The organism is Dickeya poaceiphila, from assembly GCF_007858975.2.
GTDB classification, from domain to species: domain Bacteria; phylum Pseudomonadota; class Gammaproteobacteria; order Enterobacterales; family Enterobacteriaceae; genus Dickeya; species Dickeya poaceiphila.
Genome location: NZ_CP042220.2, coordinates 1,683,266 through 1,698,776 on the forward strand (window position 1 = coordinate 1,683,266; position 15,511 = coordinate 1,698,776).

General features: G+C 55.5%; 13 protein-coding genes. 9 read left to right on the forward strand and 4 right to left on the reverse strand.

Features of this window, described 5'->3' with window-relative positions:
- Positions 1–2: 2 nt before the first annotated feature.
- The 3 genes from yegD to mfd form a co-directional block, all read right to left on the reverse strand.
- On the reverse strand, positions 3–1,352 hold the full coding sequence (yegD, locus tag Dpoa569_RS07575) for a molecular chaperone (protein WP_042871154.1): 1,350 nt from the start codon (positions 1,350–1,352) through the stop codon (positions 3–5).
- A 121-nt stretch (positions 1,353–1,473) separates the two neighbouring features.
- Positions 1,474–2,979, reverse strand: coding sequence for an EAL domain-containing protein (locus Dpoa569_RS07580; protein WP_042871152.1), 1,506 nt, complete (start codon positions 2,977–2,979; stop codon positions 1,474–1,476).
- Between the two features lie 298 nt (positions 2,980–3,277).
- Entirely contained in the window at positions 3,278–6,730 is a 3,453-nt protein-coding gene (gene mfd / locus Dpoa569_RS07585; RefSeq protein ID WP_173023997.1) for a transcription-repair coupling factor, read from the reverse strand.
- Between the two features lie 128 nt (positions 6,731–6,858).
- Between mfd and lolC the strand changes: the two genes are divergently transcribed.
- The 5 genes from lolC to cobB all read left to right on the forward strand — a co-directional run bounded on the left by lolC (position 6,859) and on the right by cobB (position 11,931).
- Complete coding sequence (gene lolC, locus Dpoa569_RS07590; protein WP_042871149.1) at positions 6,859–8,064, forward strand: lipoprotein-releasing ABC transporter permease subunit LolC; 1,206 nt, start codon at positions 6,859–6,861, stop codon at positions 8,062–8,064.
- The gene (gene lolD / locus Dpoa569_RS07595) at positions 8,057–8,764 is read left to right on the forward strand and encodes a lipoprotein-releasing ABC transporter ATP-binding protein LolD (RefSeq protein ID WP_042871146.1); all 708 of its coding nucleotides are present in this window, start codon (positions 8,057–8,059) and stop codon (positions 8,762–8,764) included. The genes lolC and lolD overlap by 8 nt, the downstream gene beginning before the upstream one ends.
- Positions 8,761–10,008, forward strand: coding sequence for a lipoprotein-releasing ABC transporter permease subunit LolE (gene lolE / locus Dpoa569_RS07600; protein WP_042871145.1), 1,248 nt, complete (start codon positions 8,761–8,763; stop codon positions 10,006–10,008). The genes lolD and lolE overlap by 4 nt, the downstream gene beginning before the upstream one ends.
- A gap of 63 nt (positions 10,009–10,071) precedes the next feature.
- A complete protein-coding gene (gene nagK / locus Dpoa569_RS07605; protein WP_042871143.1) occupies positions 10,072–10,998 on the forward strand; it encodes an N-acetylglucosamine kinase in 927 nt (308 codons plus the stop codon).
- 102 nt (positions 10,999–11,100) lie between these two features.
- Positions 11,101–11,931 (forward strand): Sir2 family NAD+-dependent deacetylase, encoded by an 831-nt coding sequence (gene cobB, locus Dpoa569_RS07610; protein WP_042871141.1) that lies wholly within the window; start codon positions 11,101–11,103, stop codon positions 11,929–11,931.
- Here cobB and Dpoa569_RS07615 read toward each other — a convergent pair.
- Positions 11,923–12,177, reverse strand: coding sequence for a hypothetical protein (locus tag Dpoa569_RS07615; RefSeq protein WP_042871139.1), 255 nt, complete (start codon positions 12,175–12,177; stop codon positions 11,923–11,925). The genes cobB and Dpoa569_RS07615 overlap by 9 nt on opposite strands.
- 256 nt (positions 12,178–12,433) lie before the next feature.
- Here Dpoa569_RS07615 and btuC point away from each other — a divergent pair, with 256 nt between their 5' ends.
- The 4 genes from btuC to Dpoa569_RS07635 all read left to right on the forward strand — a co-directional run bounded on the left by btuC (position 12,434) and on the right by Dpoa569_RS07635 (position 15,469).
- Positions 12,434–13,435, forward strand: coding sequence for a vitamin B12 ABC transporter permease BtuC (btuC, locus tag Dpoa569_RS07620; protein ID WP_042871137.1), 1,002 nt, complete (start codon positions 12,434–12,436; stop codon positions 13,433–13,435).
- Positions 13,436–13,489: 54 nt separating this feature from the next.
- A complete protein-coding gene (locus Dpoa569_RS07625) occupies positions 13,490–14,041 on the forward strand; it encodes a glutathione peroxidase (RefSeq protein WP_042871136.1) in 552 nt (183 codons plus the stop codon).
- 2 nt (positions 14,042–14,043) lie between these two features.
- Entirely contained in the window at positions 14,044–14,811 is a 768-nt protein-coding gene (btuD, locus tag Dpoa569_RS07630; RefSeq protein WP_042871134.1) for a vitamin B12 ABC transporter ATP-binding protein BtuD, read from the forward strand.
- Positions 14,812–15,004: 193 nt separating this feature from the next.
- Positions 15,005–15,469, forward strand: coding sequence for an NlpC/P60 family protein (locus Dpoa569_RS07635; RefSeq protein ID WP_042871132.1), 465 nt, complete (start codon positions 15,005–15,007; stop codon positions 15,467–15,469).
- Positions 15,470–15,511 lie beyond the last annotated feature (42 nt).

Here is a 15,511-nt window from a genome sequence, read left to right on the forward strand (position 1 = left end):
GCTTAGCGGAATAGCGTCTCGGCCCAGCGAGCCAGCCCCGCGGTGACGGAACCGAAGTCGTCGCCGCTTGCGATCGGCACGTCGGGCAGACAGCGGCTGATGGCTGCCCGTAGCAAAGGTGAACGGGCGCTGCCGCCAGTCAGATAAATGACGTCCGGCTGCGTCTGGCTGCTTTGCTGAGCCAGAATCAACTGCTGTTTAATGTGTTCCAGCGGCTGGACAATGGCCTCTTCCAGTTGACTCTCGCTGATATCGGTTTCCAGTCCAGGGATGATAAACGGCAGGCTGGCCCGTGAGGTTTCTGCCTGCGATAAGGCGATTTTCTGTTCTTCTGCCAGCCGCACCAGGCGGTAGCTGAGCTTTTGACGCCATACCGTCAGCAGGCGCTCCACCCGTTCAGGTTCGCGTGCATCGCGGATCAAATCGCGCAACAGTCTGCCGCAGGCGTTGCTGTAGAACTCCGCCTGTGCGGGTACGTCGTTAATAGCAACCGCATTCCACCAGGGCAATACTGGCAGCGCAGTGCCTTTTTCGGTAAGACCGTTCATCCCCAATAGTGGGCAGAATTGCCTGAACGCCAGCATAATATCCAGATCGTTGCCGCCTACCCGACAACCACTGTGGCCCAGCAGGCTTTCCGCACGCTCGCGGCGCGTACGCCAGTCGGGACCCATCAACAGCATTGAGCAGTCGGTGGTGCCGCCGCCGATATCGACAACCAGAACCCGTTTTTCCTGTTGCAGCGTAGCTTCGAAATCAAGGCCGGCAGCGACCGGCTCAAACTGGAACGCCACCTGCCGGAACCCGGCGCGTTGTGCGGCGCGTTCCAGAATTCCCTGAGCCTGGCGGTTGGCGTCTTCGCCGCCTATCCCCTGAAAGTTGATTGGCCGCCCGATCACCGCCTGTTCAATCGGCTGGTCGAGTTGTTGCTCGGCCTGCTGGCGAATATGTAGCATCATGGCGCAGACCAAATCTTCAAACAGCGCTATCTGCTGTGGTTTTAGTCCGGTAGCGCCGAGAAATGACTTGGGTGATTTCACGAACCAGATGTCTTGCGGGTCATCCATGTAGTGCGCCAGCGCCGACAGCCCGAACCTGATGCTATCTGGCTGAACCCGAATATCTTCTTCACGGTTGTGGTTGATGGCGCGTTGTAGCTGTTGGGCATTTTCTCCCTCTGCAACGACCTGATGATGCCGCCACAGCCATTCGCTGACGGCTTCGCGGCTGGGCGCGCACAACATTGATTGCAAGTAAGGTGTGTGTTGCTCCAGTGGCAACAAACGTGGTGTTCCTTGTTCCATGACGGCCAACGAACAGTTGGCCGTACCGTAGTCAAAGCCGACAAACATGATTGTTATCCCCATGCCAGTAGAGAAGGGGCGGGAATTTACCGTTTGCTTTGGTGCTTGTAAAGAGCGCTAACGGATAAAAATCGCGTGTCGTTAAGGCATTAACGCACTACCGCCTGACTCAGCGTTTACTGAGCCAGGTTTGCGCCAGTTCATCAAACGGCAGTGGCCGGGAGAAGAAATACCCCTGCATAAAATTAATCTGTTTACGCGATAAAAATTCGGCCTGATATTCGGTTTCCACCCCTTCGGCGATGGTCATCAGGTTCATTTGCTGCGCCAGAGCGATAACGCAGTTTACCAGCGTGCTGGATTGCGGATCGTTTTCATCGATCATGCTGACGAACGACTGGTCTATCTTGAGGACATTCACGTGCAGTTTTCTCAGATAATCAAAATTGGAATAACCGGTACCGAAATCATCCAGCGCGATAAGCACCCCTGCGTCGCTGAGTTTTTTGAAGCGGGCGACGATTTCCGGCGTAATCTCGACTTTTTCCCGCTCAGTAATCTCAATCATCAAATGCACGTTTTTATCGCCAAAGGCGGAGATGAAATTCTGGCAGTCGGTAATAAAGTCGTCTGACTGACAGTGTTGGGCGCTGATATTGAGGGCAATGTGCAAATTGTCCGGCAGAGTGTTCAGATGCGGCGTTAAATCACGCACCACGCTGCTCATTAGTGAGCGAGTCATCGGGATAATTAGCCCACTTTGCTCACACAACGGAATAAAAATATCGGGGGAAATAAAACCACTTTCTGGATGGTGCCAGCGCGCCAGCACTTCTACGCCATAGATTTCCCGTGATTCAGTAGAAATGACGGGCTGGTAATAGGGCTGCACTTCCTGATTTTCGATGGCGCGCCGAATGCCGTCATAAGGCGAATTAAGATGTGTTGAATATTTATAAGCCAGGAAGCCAGAACCGAGGGCAACAAGGAAAACCACCAACAACGTCATTTTTTCCTGTTCCCAAAAGTCGGCAAAAGAATATTTTTCGTCGCGAGGAAACAGGATGCAAAAATGGTAATGGCTGGAAGGGATAATAACGAAATTACGTAAATCTTCAGAATTAAATCTCGACACCTTATTATCACGGGATATCCAGGTATTGCCGACGGCCAAATAAAGATTTCGCCGTTTACTGAGCAGGTCTAAAACATTAGTGAAATGCTGACCATGTACCGCGACACCAACACTGCCGTCTGCCGTATTGCCGAGATACATCATTAGAGTTTTGTCCGGGGTGACGGGATTGCCGGCTAATAACGCCAGTTGCCGCATATGAAAGCGTTCCAGCGCGGCAGGACGGTTATCTACACCATACAGCGATGAGCAGTACACCACGTCATTTTTGAGCAGACTGACGGTACGCAAATGGGTTTCAATGGCCGCCGTCATATTCAACTGACGGATCACGTCAGGCGTACAGGGTTGTGTCAGCAGCGGTTTACTGTGTTCCACCGCTTCTCTGGCTTCATCGAGGATCTCTTCAATATTTTTGACCGCCCGTTGCGCATTGTCATAAGCGCGCTGATTATCAGTACGATAGTCCTGATAATAAATAGCCCATAAACCCATGGCGAACATCGCTAAAAAGGTCAAGAAAGCGATTAGTTTATTCATTTGTGATGGCCCTTGGATGACCTTATTAGTTTTTCTATACCTGTGGTGCTTCAGGTTCCAGGCGTGTTGGTTTTATTACCCGGCTTATTCATGGGACTTGCTCTTTGGGAGCAACGACAGGCAACGCTCAACACAACATCCGGCAGTGTTATCGTCGCCCCCCAGTCACTTGATTTGACTCAGTTCCTGGGGAGTGACGTAATGGTTGCCTTTCTGCAACTTAAATTATCCCGGATATATATCGGCTATTATTCTTTTGATTTTAGTCGGACCATCATAATTTAGATAAGAAAAATAATCAGGTGGCGCACGTATGTTGTGCCATCTCCTCCAATAGGTCGGTAATAAACGTTAGCCGCTGCGGGTATCCACCCAGATCTTTGATGAATTTCAACCGGGTGGGACCATCGAGCCGATAAACCTTAGGCTCGCGCTGCAACAGGCCGATCAGGTGCGTTGGGTCTACACGATTGCGCTCACTGAACTCGACGAATCCGCCTTTGTCATTGCCTTCGATACGCTTGATGCCCAGCGTCTGCGCTTGCTGGCGTAGCGCGGCTACCTGTAGCAGATGACGGACGGCATCCGGCAACGTGCCGAAACGGTCGATTAACTCTGCTTTCAGGTCATCCAGCTCGTTGCCGTCTTTAGCGCTGGCGATACGCTTATAAAACGATAAGCGGGTGTTGACGTCTGGGATGAAATCGTCCGGCAACAGCGCCGGCAGGCGGAGTTCCACATCGGTCTGACTGCTGAGCAGGTCTTCCAGCGACGGTTCCCGCCCGGCCTTAAGCGATTCTACCGCGCTTTCCAGCAAGTCCATGTACAGCGAAAAACCCACGCTCTCCATCTGGCCGCTCTGGTCTTCGCCCAACAATTCGCCTGCGCCACGAATTTCCAAATCGTGGGTGGCGAGCGCGAAACCCGCGCCCAGATCTTCCAGCGAGGCGATGGCTTCCAGCCGCTTGTGGGCATCACTGCTCATCGCTTTGGGATTCGGGGTAAGCAGGTAAGCGTAAGCCTGATGATGAGAACGTCCGACACGGCCACGCAACTGATGCAGTTGTGCCAGGCCGAAATGGTCGGCGCGTTCAATGATAATGGTATTGGCGCTTGGAATATCGATTCCCGTTTCGATGATGGTGGTACACACCAGCACATTGAAACGTTGGTGATGGAAATCGTTCATGACTCGTTCCAGGTCACGCTCGCGCATCTGGCCGTGGCCGATGGCGATGCGGGCTTCCGGCACCAGTTCGCTGAGTCGTTGGGCGGCTTTTTCAATATTCTCTACGTCGTTGTAGAGGTAGTAGACCTGCCCACCACGCAGGATTTCACGCAGGATGGCTTCACGCACCACCAGACTATCGTACTCGCGTACAAAGGTTTTCACCGCCAGACGGCGCGCCGGCGGCGTGGCGATGATCGACAAATCGCGGATGCCGCTCATCGCCATGTTCAGGGTACGCGGAATCGGTGTCGCGGTGAGCGTCAGAATATCCACATTGGCACGCATCGCCTTGATACGTTCTTTGTGACGCACGCCGAAGCGGTGCTCTTCATCAACGATCAGCAAGCCCAAATCTCGCCAGCGCACATCGCTTTGCAGTAATTTGTGCGTCCCGATCAGGATATCCACTTTGCCTTCCTGGGTTTGCTCCAGCACCTGGGTCTGTTCTTTCTGGCTGCGAAAGCGAGAGAGCATTTCAATGCGTACCGGCCAGTTGGCAAAACGGTCACGGAAATTGTCGAAATGCTGCTGCGCCAGCAGCGTGGTCGGCACCAGCACCGCCACCTGCTTATGGTTTTCCACCGCCAGAAACGCGGCGCGCATCGCCACTTCGGTTTTGCCGAAGCCGACATCGCCGCATACCAGCCGGTCCATCGCCAGCGGGCGGCACATGTCGCTTAGCACTGCATTGATGGCTTGCGCCTGATCCGGCGTGGTATCAAACGGGAAGCCCTGACAGAACAACTGGTATTGTTCCCGGTCATGTTTAAACGCGAAGCCGGTGTGAGCGGCGCGCTGGGCATAGACATCCAACAGTTCGGCGGCCACGTCACGCACTTTTTCCGCCGCTTTCTGGCGTGCTCGCGTCCAGGTGTCCCCGCCCAGTTTGTGCAGAGGTGCGCTTTCTTCCGCGCCACCGGCGTAGCGGCTGATCAAGTGCAACGAGGAGACCGGTACGTACAGTTTGTCTTCACCGGCGTAATGCAGAATCAGGTATTCCGCTTTGATGCCGCCGGCTTCCAGCGTGGTCAATCCGGCGTAACGGCCAACACCGTGTTCAAGGTGCACCACCGGCTGACCTGGGCGCAATTCCGCCAGATTGCGGATCAGGGTATCGGTATTGATAGTGCGGCGATTGTCCTGACGTCGGCGGCTGACGCGCTCGCCCAGCAGGTCGCTTTCGCAGATCAGCGCGCGTTGGCGCAAGGTATCAATAAAGCCGTGCTCGCTGGCGCCTATCATCAGGTAGCAACCCGGTGACGTCATCTGTTCAACGTTGTTCACCGGCACCGGGGACAACTTGATGCGCGACAACAGTTCCTGCAATGTTTCCCGGCGGCCTTCGCTCTCTACGGAAAAGATAATCTGCCCGTCAAACTGCTCTACGAAACGGCGCAGCGCATCCAACGGCGATTTACTCTGATGCTGAACCGCCAGGTCCGGCAGCGGCTGGTAGCCCAGATTGAGGTTGGCGGCCTTATCGGGCAACGTGTCGCTGCGCAGTTGTACGCGCGGCCAGTGTTTGAGTTCGGCAAACAGCGCATCAACCGGCAGCCACAATGCATCCGGCGGCAACAGCGGACGCATCGGGTCGATACGGCGGCTGTCATGGCGCTGCTGGACATCCTGCCAGAAGCGCTCAGCGCCCTGTTGAATGTCGCCCGTGTTAACCAGCAATGTATCGGACGGTAGATAGCTGAATAGCGCCGGCAACGGCTGGCTGAAAAACAGCGGCTGCCAGTACTCAATCCCGGCGGGCAGGGTGCCTTTGCTTACCTGCTGGTAGAGGTGCTCAGCATCGCGTCTGACGTCAAATTGCTCGCGCCATTGACTGCGAAACAGTTCGATGGCGTTTTTGTCAGTAGGGAATTCCCGCGCCGGCAACAGGTGAATGTGTTCGACTTCATTCAGTGTGCGCTGGGTATCGGCATTGAATAACCGCAAACTGTCGATTTCATTATCAAAGAAATCGATACGGAACGGCTCCTCGCTTCCCATCGGGAACAGGTCGAGCAGTGCGCCGCGGGTAGCAAATTCACCATGCTCCATCACCTGATCGACGCTACGGTAACCTGCCTGCTCCAGTTGGCTGCGTAATGTATCGCGCGACAGGCGCTGGCCCTTTTTCAGCATCAACGCGTGGCCATGCAGGAAGGTGTGGGGGCACACTTTCTGCATCAGGGTATTGACTGGCAGAATCAATACGCCTCGCGTCAGCGAAGGAAGCTGGTATAGGGTTGATAAACGGGTAGAGATAATTTCCTGGTGAGGAGAAAAGCTGTCGTAGGGCAGGGTTTCCCAGTCCGGCAGCATCATGACGTGTTGCCCGGTAAACTGCCGGATTTCGTCGCGCAACCGCAGGGCATTTTGCATGTCGGGGGTAATCAGTACCACCAGCCCGGCGTGGCGTTCAACGATCTCGGCGCATTCGACGGCGCAACCTGCGCCGGTAAGCTGACCAAGCAGGCGTTGTTCACCCGCTTTGCCAGGCAAGGTATAGCGATATTGTTCAGGCATCATCCGATTATCAGGTCTCGATATCCACTAAGAAAAAGTCGGGAAGAGAGGGGCTTAGGGTTCCATAAAGTAGTACTACCCTTTATTATCCTTGTTCACTTTGCTTTAGCAACCTCATCCAGACGGATTTCATGTATCAACCTGTCGCACTTTTCATTGGCCTGCGCTATATGCGAGGACGGGCCGCGGACCGCTTCGGGCGGTTTGTTTCCTGGTTGTCCGCCATTGGCATTACCCTCGGCGTGATGGCGCTGGTCACCGTGCTGTCGGTGATGAACGGTTTTGAGCGGGAACTGGAAAATAGCATTCTGGGGCTGATGCCGCAGGCGCTCATCACCACGCCGCAAGGCTCCCTTAATCCACAGATATTACCTGCTTCTTCGCTATCCAGCCTGAAAGGCGTCAGGCGTGTCGCATCGCTGACGACCGGCGATGTGGTGCTGCAAAGCGCCCGCAGTGTCGCGGTGGGCGTGATGCTCGGCGTGAATCCAGATGAACAGGAACCGCTGGCGCACTACCTGACCAATGCGACGTCATTGCAACGGTTGCAGCCGGGGCAGTATCAGGTGATTCTCGGCGAGCAACTTGCCAACCAGCTTGGCGTCAAAGCGGGTGATCAATTGCGGTTGATGGTGACCAGCGCCAGCCAGTTGACGCCGATGGGGCGTGTGCCCAGCCAGCGGTTATTTACCGTGGCTGGCACGTTTTACGCCCACAGTGAAGTGGATGGCTATCAATTGCTGGTGAACCAGCAGGATGCGTCGCGCCTGATGCGCTACCCGCTTGGTAACGTTACCGGCTGGCGGCTGTGGCTTGATCAACCGCTCACGGTGGATACGCTGAGCCAGCAGGTGTTGCCGCCGGGGACGGTGTGGAAAGACTGGCGTGAGCGCAAAGGCGAATTATTCCAGGCGGTGCGGATGGAGAAAAACATGATGGGGCTGCTGTTAAGTCTGATTGTGGCTGTCGCGGCGTTCAATATTATTACCTCACTGGGCTTGCTGGTGATGGAGAAACAGGGCGAGGTCGCCATTTTGCAGACGCAGGGGCTGACTCAGCGCCAGATCATGGCGGTATTTATTGTTCAGGGCGGTGGTGCCGGTGTGGTGGGGGCGCTGGTCGGGGCAATATTGGGTATGGTGCTGGCCAGCCAGTTGAACACCCTGATACCGATGCTTGGACTGTTGATTGACGGCGGTGCGCTGCCGGTGCAGATTCAACCGCTGCAGGTGATCGCCATTGCGCTGGTGGCCATGCTGCTGGCGCTGCTTTCCACGCTTTATCCTTCCTGGCGCGCGGCCGCCACCCATCCCGCAGAGGCTTTACGTTATGAGTAGTTCACCCTTATTACAGTGTCGTCAACTGTGTAAACGTTATCAGGAAGGCAACCTGTCGACTGATGTGCTGCGTGATGTGTCATTCGAGATGCAGAATGGCGAGATGATGGCGATTGTCGGCAGTTCCGGCTCTGGCAAAAGTACCTTGCTGCATTTGCTGGGGGGGCTGGATGCGCCGACCTCCGGTGACGTGGTGTTCAAAGGCAAGACGTTGAATCAGCTGTCGGCGGCGGCGAAAGCGGCGCTGCGTAACCGCGAACTGGGTTTCATCTATCAGTTTCATCATTTGCTGCCGGATTTCACCGCGTTGGAAAACGTGGCGATGCCGCTTCTGATCGGTAACGTGACGCCGAAAGAAGCAAAAGAAAAGGCGCAGGCGATGCTGGCCGCCGTCGGTCTGGCACAACGCAGCCAGCATCGTTCCTCGGAACTGTCCGGCGGTGAGCGCCAGCGTGTGGCAATTGCCCGTGCGCTGGTGAATAGCCCGTCGCTGGTACTGGCGGACGAACCGACCGGCAACCTTGATCAGCGTACTACCGATGCCATTTTTGAGCTGCTGGGTGAGCTGAATGTGCGTCAAGGCACGGCGTTTCTGGTGGTCACCCACGACCTGAGTCTGGCCCGCCGTCTCGGCCGACAACTGGAAATGCGTGATGGACAGTTGCAGCAGGAGTTAACCCTGATGGGGGCGTCGCAATGACCTTTCCTCCGCTTTCGCTGCTGGTTGGATTGCGTTTCAGCCGCGGGCGTCGCCGCAGCGGCATGGTGTCGTTGATTTCGGTGATTTCCACGCTCGGCATTGCGCTCGGCGTGGCGGTATTGATAGTTGGCTTAAGCGCAATGAACGGTTTCGAGCGTGAGCTTAATAACCGTATTCTGGCGGTTGTGCCGCATGGCGAGATCGAAGCGGGCGAGCAGCCATTCCGCAACTGGCGACCGCAGTTGTCGAAGATTGAACAGGTGCCCGGCGTTGCCGCCGCCGCGCCTTACATCAGTTTTACCGGGCTGCTGGAAAACGGCGCCAGCCTGAAGGCGATTCAGTTTAAAGGGGTGGACCCGCAGCAGGAACTGAAGCTCAGCGCGTTACCGCAGTTTGTGCTGGATAATGCCTGGTCTCGTTTTCATGCCGGCGCGCAGCAGGTGATTATCGGTAAAGGTGTTGCGGATACGCTGGGTGTGAAAAGCGGTGACTGGGTCACAGTGATGATTCCCAACAGCGACCCACAGATGAAGCTGCTGCAACCGAAACGCATCCGTTTGCAGGTTGCCGGGATCTTGCAGTTGAGCGGTCAGTTGGATCATGGTCTGGCGTTGGTGCCGCTGGCCGATGCCCAGCAGTATCTGGAGTTGGGCGACGGTATTACCGGTATCGCCATCAAGGCACAGGATGTGTTTGCCGCTCAGAAGCTGGTGCATGACGCGGGTGAGGCGACCAACCTCTTTGTCTATATTCGCAGTTGGATCGGCACTTACGGCTATATGTACCGCGATATTCAGATGATCCGCACCATTATGTATCTGGCGATGGTGCTGGTGATTGGCGTGGCTTGCTTCAACATCGTTTCCACGCTGGTGATGGCGGTGAAGGACAAAAGCAGCGATATCGCCGTATTGCGCACCTTGGGCGCTGGCGATGGGTTAATCCGCGCGATTTTTGTCTGGTATGGTTTGCTGGCCGGATTGCTCGGCAGTGTGGTCGGCACGGTGGTGGGGATTGTGGTCACCCTGCAACTGACACCGATCATCCGTGGTCTTGAACGGCTTACCGGTCACCGTTTTTTGTCCGGCGATATCTATTTCATCGATTTTCTGCCGTCTGAGTTACATATGCTGGATGTGGTCATTGTGTTGGGTACCTCGCTGGTGCTGAGCCTGGTAGCCAGCTGGTATCCGGCTCGCCGTGCCAGCCGTATCGATCCGGCCCGGATATTGAGCGGCCAGTAATCTGCAACGCCATTGCGCTTGAGCAATGGCCTTGTCCTTTTCAGCCGAAGTTGGGGAGCGTCCATGTATTACGGTTTTGATATTGGAGGCACCAAGATTGAACTGGCGGTATTTGACGCCGGGTTGCAGCGCATCTGGCAAAAACGTATTCCCACTCCGCGTGATGATTATGAACATCTGCTACGTGTCTTATTGAACTTGACGCAAGAAGCCGACGCACAGATAGGTGGCCGCGGGCTGGTTGGCGTCGGCGTGCCGGGCATGGAGAACGCTGACAATGGCACCTTATTCGCTGCAAATTTGCCTGCTGCTATGGGGAAACCGCTGCGTGCCGATCTCAGCCGACTGCTGCAACGTGAAGTCCGGCTCAGTAACGATGCGAACTGTTTTGCGCTATCAGAAGCCTGGGACGACGAGTTTCGCGCTTATCCGGTGGTACTGGGGATTATTCTCGGCACCGGTATGGGCGGCGGCCTGGTGGTGAATGGTCAGGTTGTGGAGGGAAAAAACGGTATTGCCGGTGAGTTCGGTCACTTTCGCTTGCCGGTGGACGCGCTGGATATCCTCGGCGAGTCGATTCCACGCGTAAAATGCGGCTGTGGTCGCACCGGTTGTGTGGAAAACTACCTCTCTGGCCGCGGATTTGAATGGTTATACGCGCACTTTTACTCGCACCCCCTATCAGCACCGGACATTATCACGGCGTTTTACGCCGGCGAGCCACGGGCACAGGCGCATGTAGACCGTTATCTGGCATTACTGGCGGTGTGTCTGGGTAATCTGTTAACGTTGGTTGACCCGCATCTGGTGGTGTTTGGTGGTGGCTTGTCGAACGTTGACGAAATTTATCGGCAGTTGCCGCGGCGATTGCCAGAGAGCCTGTTGTCGGTAGCGCGCGTGCCGCGTATTGAAAAAGCCCGCCATGGCGATGCGGGCGGCGTGCGCGGTGCAGCATTGCTACACTTGATGAGTCAACCGATATCGCCCTGATTCCTGTGGCGTTATCATTGATAACCCGCTGTCAGAGCGGAGATAAAGCGAACCGATAGCGTCGCGCTGGCGCGCTAAAGACAGACACTCTAAGGAGCAGACATGCACTCGCATCAACGATTACACCGTTTTCGGCAGCGAAAACGTCTGCGTCATCAGCGTTTGTGTGCCCGCATTTTTCATCGTGATTATCTGGTGGTCAAAAACGTGAATAAACCACGTGTTGTTGTACTTACCGGAGCAGGGATTTCTGCTGAGTCCGGTATTCGCACGTTCCGTGCTTCGGATGGACTGTGGGAAGAGCATCGGGTGGAGGATGTCGCCACCCCGGAAGGGTTTCATCGCGATCCGCAAACGGTTCAACATTTCTACAATCAACGCCGTCGTCAGTTGCAGCAGCCGGACATTGCGCCCAATGCTGCGCATTTGGCGTTGGCGGAACTGGAAGCGGCACTTGGCGATCATTTTCTGCTGGTCACCCAGAATATTGACAACCTGCATGAGCGTGCCGGCAGCAAACGTATCATCCATATGCACGGCGAGCTGTTGAAAGTGCGTTGCAGCCAGAGCGGACAGGTGTTTGAGTGGACGGACGATGTCTCGGCGGATGAACGTTGCCACTGCTGCCAGTTTCCGGCGCCGCTGCGTCCTCATGTGGTGTGGTTTGGCGAAATGCCGTTGGGGATGGATCGCATCTATCATGCGTTATCAGAAGCGAATCTTTTCATTGCCATCGGTACGTCGGGCCATGTTTATCCGGCAGCCGGTTTCGTTCACGAAGCGCGGGTGCATGGCGCACATACCGTGGAACTCAATCTGGAACCCAGTCAGGTTCAAAGTCAGTTCGACGAACACATTTATGGCCCTGCCAGTAAGGTCGTGGTGGAGTTCGTCCGCACCTGGCTTACGCGCCACTCGCTAGCCTCAACCTGAATCTGATGACTTGCGTGCCCAGCGTGGGCGTATGATTGCGGGCATCGGTTCTGCCACGGGCGGCTGTTCCTGCATCAACGCATCCCGGCGGGCGCGCAGACACTCTTCGATCTGGTCGAATGGCAGGTTGGCTTCATGATTGTAGAAGCTGTATTCGCATTCGACGCAATCGTTGGACGATTTACTATGCCAATGTTCGCCTTTTTGCCGGATGCGTTGCAGCAAGCGCAGGAGGGATGTCAGCATACAATTACCCCGCAGGATGGTTGGTGACGATTTCTTACTCAGGTCGTTGAGACGTCATTTAGATCAAAAAACAATCAAACCAGATGAAGTAATCACCTGTCATACCATGTTGCAGGGGATATTCGCCATAGCCCCTTGCAGCATACGTTGCGGACTGCTTTCCATTCCCCGGCGAAATTTCCCAGCATCAGCTTGATATCACTGTGTATATGCGCATCATGGTGACATTGTCCGATTTTTTCATTGCAGGTCGCCCATGCAGTTAACCCCGGTAGGCTATACCCAACTGAAACACCAGCAGCGCAGGCGAGATCGCCAGCGTTTGTTGGGGTTATGGCTGCTGCTGGTGCTGGGAATCATCGTGAGCTTGTGCGTCGGTGAGCGTTGGATTGGCCCAACGCATTGGTTCGATTCGGAATCCTCCTTATTTATCTGGCAACTCAGACTGCCGCGCACGCTGGCGGTGATGCTGGTGGGGGCCGGGCTGGCGATGGGCGGTGCGGTGATGCAGGCGGTGTTCGATAACCCATTGGCCGAGCCGGGGTTGCTTGGCGTTTCCAGCGGCGCGGGCGTGGCACTGGTCTTGGCAGTGTTGATCGGCCATGGAATGTTGCCGGTCTGGAGCCTTAGCCTGTGCGCCATCGCCGGTGCGCTGTTGGTGACCTTACTATTGCTGCGTTTTTCCCGTGCTGGGGTGTCTAACACGCGGTTGCTACTGATTGGTGTGGCGCTGAGCATTATTTGCAGCGCGATGATGACCTGGGCGGTTTATTTCAGCACCAGCCTTGATTTACGCCAGCTAATGTACTGGATGATGGGCGGGTTCAGTGGCGTGGACTGGCGTTACGGCGCATTAATGCTACTGATGTTCCCTTTGCTGGTTTGGCTGGCGTGTTGCGGCGGGGTGCTAAACCAGTTGGCGCTGGGCGAACCGGCTGCCCGGCAATTAGGCGTTGCGGTAGTCTACTGGCGTAATGTGCTGGTTTTGGCGATGGGAGCGCTACTGGGCATGAGTGTAGCGCTGGCTGGCGTGATTGGTTTTGTCGGATTGGTTATCCCGCATATTTTGCGCTTGTGTGGCTTGACCGATCAGCGCTATCTATTAACCGGATGTGGGCTGGCTGGCGCAGTGGTGCTGATGCTGGCAGATACGCTGGCGCGTACTTTGCTGGCCACGGCGGAATTGCCGGTTGGCGTGGTCACCGCCACACTGGGATCACCCTGGTTTATCTGGCTGCTGCTGCGCCATCAGGCGTGATTCCGATAATAAACAGTTCGGCGAAAAGCCGGTTAGAAAAAACAGGAAGAGACAATGAGCAATAACATCTACGCAATTCCCCTGCAAACCATCGATGGTCGTCCAACGTCACTGGAAAACTGGCGCAATAATGTGCTGCTGGTGGTGAATGTCGCGTCACAGTGCGGACTGACCCGGCAATACGAAACGCTGGAAAACCTGTATGAAACTTATCGTGAACGCGGGTTTGCGGTATTGGGGTTTCCGTCCAATGAATTTGCCGGACAGGAGCCGGGTAGTAACGAAGAGATACAGGCTTTCTGTCGCGGAACCTTCGGTGTGCAGTTTCCGATGTTTAGTAAAATTGAGGTCAACGGAAGCGGACGTCACCCCTTATATCAGGCGCTGATTCAGGCTCAACCAGACGCGTTGCGACCACAAGGGAGTGAATTTTACGAGCGTCGTATCAGCAAAGGGCAGGCACCGGTACATCCTGGCGATATTCTGTGGAATTTTGAAAAATTTCTGATTAATCGTCGTGGTGATGTGGTGGCGCGCTTTTCGCCCGACATGACGCCGGATGACAGCGCGATTATTAAAGCCATTGAACAGGCGCTGGTGCAGTAAGCGTGACGGTTCAACCGTTGCTGTCCCTGCGCCATGCCAGTGTCGCCGGGCGCTTATCCTCGGTGGAGCTAAGTTGCCACCGGGGTGAACAGGTACACATTATTGGCCCTAACGGTGCAGGTAAAAGCACCTTGCTGGCCTTGATGGCTGGGTTGCAGCCGGGAGTGGGCGAGATACAGCTGCTGGGGCAAGCATTGGCTGTCTGGTCGGCGCGCGATCTGGCCAGAGTCCGGGCTTATCTGCCGCAGCACCATGGCGCACTGGCGATGATGCCGGTGTTCCAGTACCTGCACCTGCATCAGCCTTCCGCAGAGACTAATAATGTGGATACGGTGGTGCAGCAGTTGGCGGAACGGCTGTCGTTAGCGGATAAACTGCGTCGTCCTCTTACCCGGCTGTCCGGCGGTGAATGGCAACGCGTCAGGCTGGCTGCGGTGTTGTTGCAAGTCTGGCCGACATTAAATCCATCTGCCCGGCTATTGTTGCTAGATGAACCCGTTGCCAGTTTGGATATTGCTCAACGCGTGGCGCTGGATGCATTGCTGGCGGAGCTATGCCGGGCTGGTGTAACGGTGATTGCCTCCGGGCATGATCTGAACCATACCTTGCACTATGCTGATCGAGTCTGGCTGATGTCCGGTGGTGAACTGGTAGCGCAAGGGACAGCGGCGGATGTGATGCAACCTGAGACGTTGTCTTCGGTTTTTGGCGTGGCGTTTACGCATTATGTGCTGGATGGTCGTCGCTGGATGCTGGCGCAGCAGGAGTGAGTGACGATAGAGGAGCCAGTCAGGTTATCTGTATGGTGACGGGCTACATGGCTGGTGGTGTCAAAGTAGTCATAATATTTCGTTACAATAGGAAAACTCTCTTTTTTTCTGGCGATTGGCTTCAAAGTGCAAATGATAATATGACGTAATTCGATTTTGCGGGGCTGTCCCCGGCAACAGTGAGCATGATGGCATGAGGTTCTGGAGAGTCTGGTTAATTCTGGTGGCATTGTTTCTGGCCGGGTGTAGCAGCCATGTTCCGCAGAGTACCCGCCTGGGCGATGCCAGTGAGGTGCGCGCACAGCTACATGCCCAACTGGCGAAGTGGCGTGGTACGCCCTACCGCTACGGCGGGCTGGATCACAATGGTATTGATTGTTCGGGCTTTGTTTATCTGACGTTTCGTGATCGGTTTGGTTTGACGTTGCCGCGCTCGACCGAGGAGCAGACGGAAATCGGTACTCGTGTTGACCGTGACGCCTTATTGCCGGGCGATCTGGTCTTTTTCCGCACCGGCAGCGGCGAGAATGGATTGCATGTCGGCATCTACGACAGTAATGACCAGTTTATTCACGCCTCGACCAGCCGCGGTGTTATGCGTTCATCACTCAACAATGTTTACTGGAAACGGGCCTACTGGCAGGCTCGCCGCATCTGATTCCCCGGCCACCGGTGGGTGGCCTGTTGTCTTTGGAGCCTT

Excerpts from the sequence above, each read along its gene's own strand:
- nagK (WP_042871143.1), top strand. The coding sequence starts at position 10,072 with ATGTATTACGGTTTTGATATTGGAGGCACCAAGATTGAACTGGCGGTA.
- yegD (WP_042871154.1), bottom strand. The coding sequence starts at position 1,352 with ATGTTTGTCGGCTTTGACTACGGTACGGCCAACTGTTCGTTGGCCGTC.
- Dpoa569_RS07580 (WP_042871152.1), bottom strand. The coding sequence starts at position 2,979 with ATGAATAAACTAATCGCTTTCTTGACCTTTTTAGCGATGTTCGCCATG.
- lolC (WP_042871149.1), top strand. The coding sequence starts at position 6,859 with ATGTATCAACCTGTCGCACTTTTCATTGGCCTGCGCTATATGCGAGGA.
- btuC (WP_042871137.1), top strand. The coding sequence starts at position 12,434 with ATGCAGTTAACCCCGGTAGGCTATACCCAACTGAAACACCAGCAGCGC.
- lolD (WP_042871146.1), top strand. The coding sequence starts at position 8,057 with ATGAGTAGTTCACCCTTATTACAGTGTCGTCAACTGTGTAAACGTTAT.
- mfd (WP_173023997.1), bottom strand. The coding sequence starts at position 6,730 with ATGATGCCTGAACAATATCGCTATACCTTGCCTGGCAAAGCGGGTGAA.
- lolE (WP_042871145.1), top strand. The coding sequence starts at position 8,761 with ATGACCTTTCCTCCGCTTTCGCTGCTGGTTGGATTGCGTTTCAGCCGC.
- cobB (WP_042871141.1), top strand. The coding sequence starts at position 11,101 with ATGCACTCGCATCAACGATTACACCGTTTTCGGCAGCGAAAACGTCTG.
- Dpoa569_RS07615 (WP_042871139.1), bottom strand. The coding sequence starts at position 12,177 with ATGCTGACATCCCTCCTGCGCTTGCTGCAACGCATCCGGCAAAAAGGC.
- Dpoa569_RS07635 (WP_042871132.1), top strand. The coding sequence starts at position 15,005 with ATGAGGTTCTGGAGAGTCTGGTTAATTCTGGTGGCATTGTTTCTGGCC.
- Dpoa569_RS07625 (WP_042871136.1), top strand. The coding sequence starts at position 13,490 with ATGAGCAATAACATCTACGCAATTCCCCTGCAAACCATCGATGGTCGT.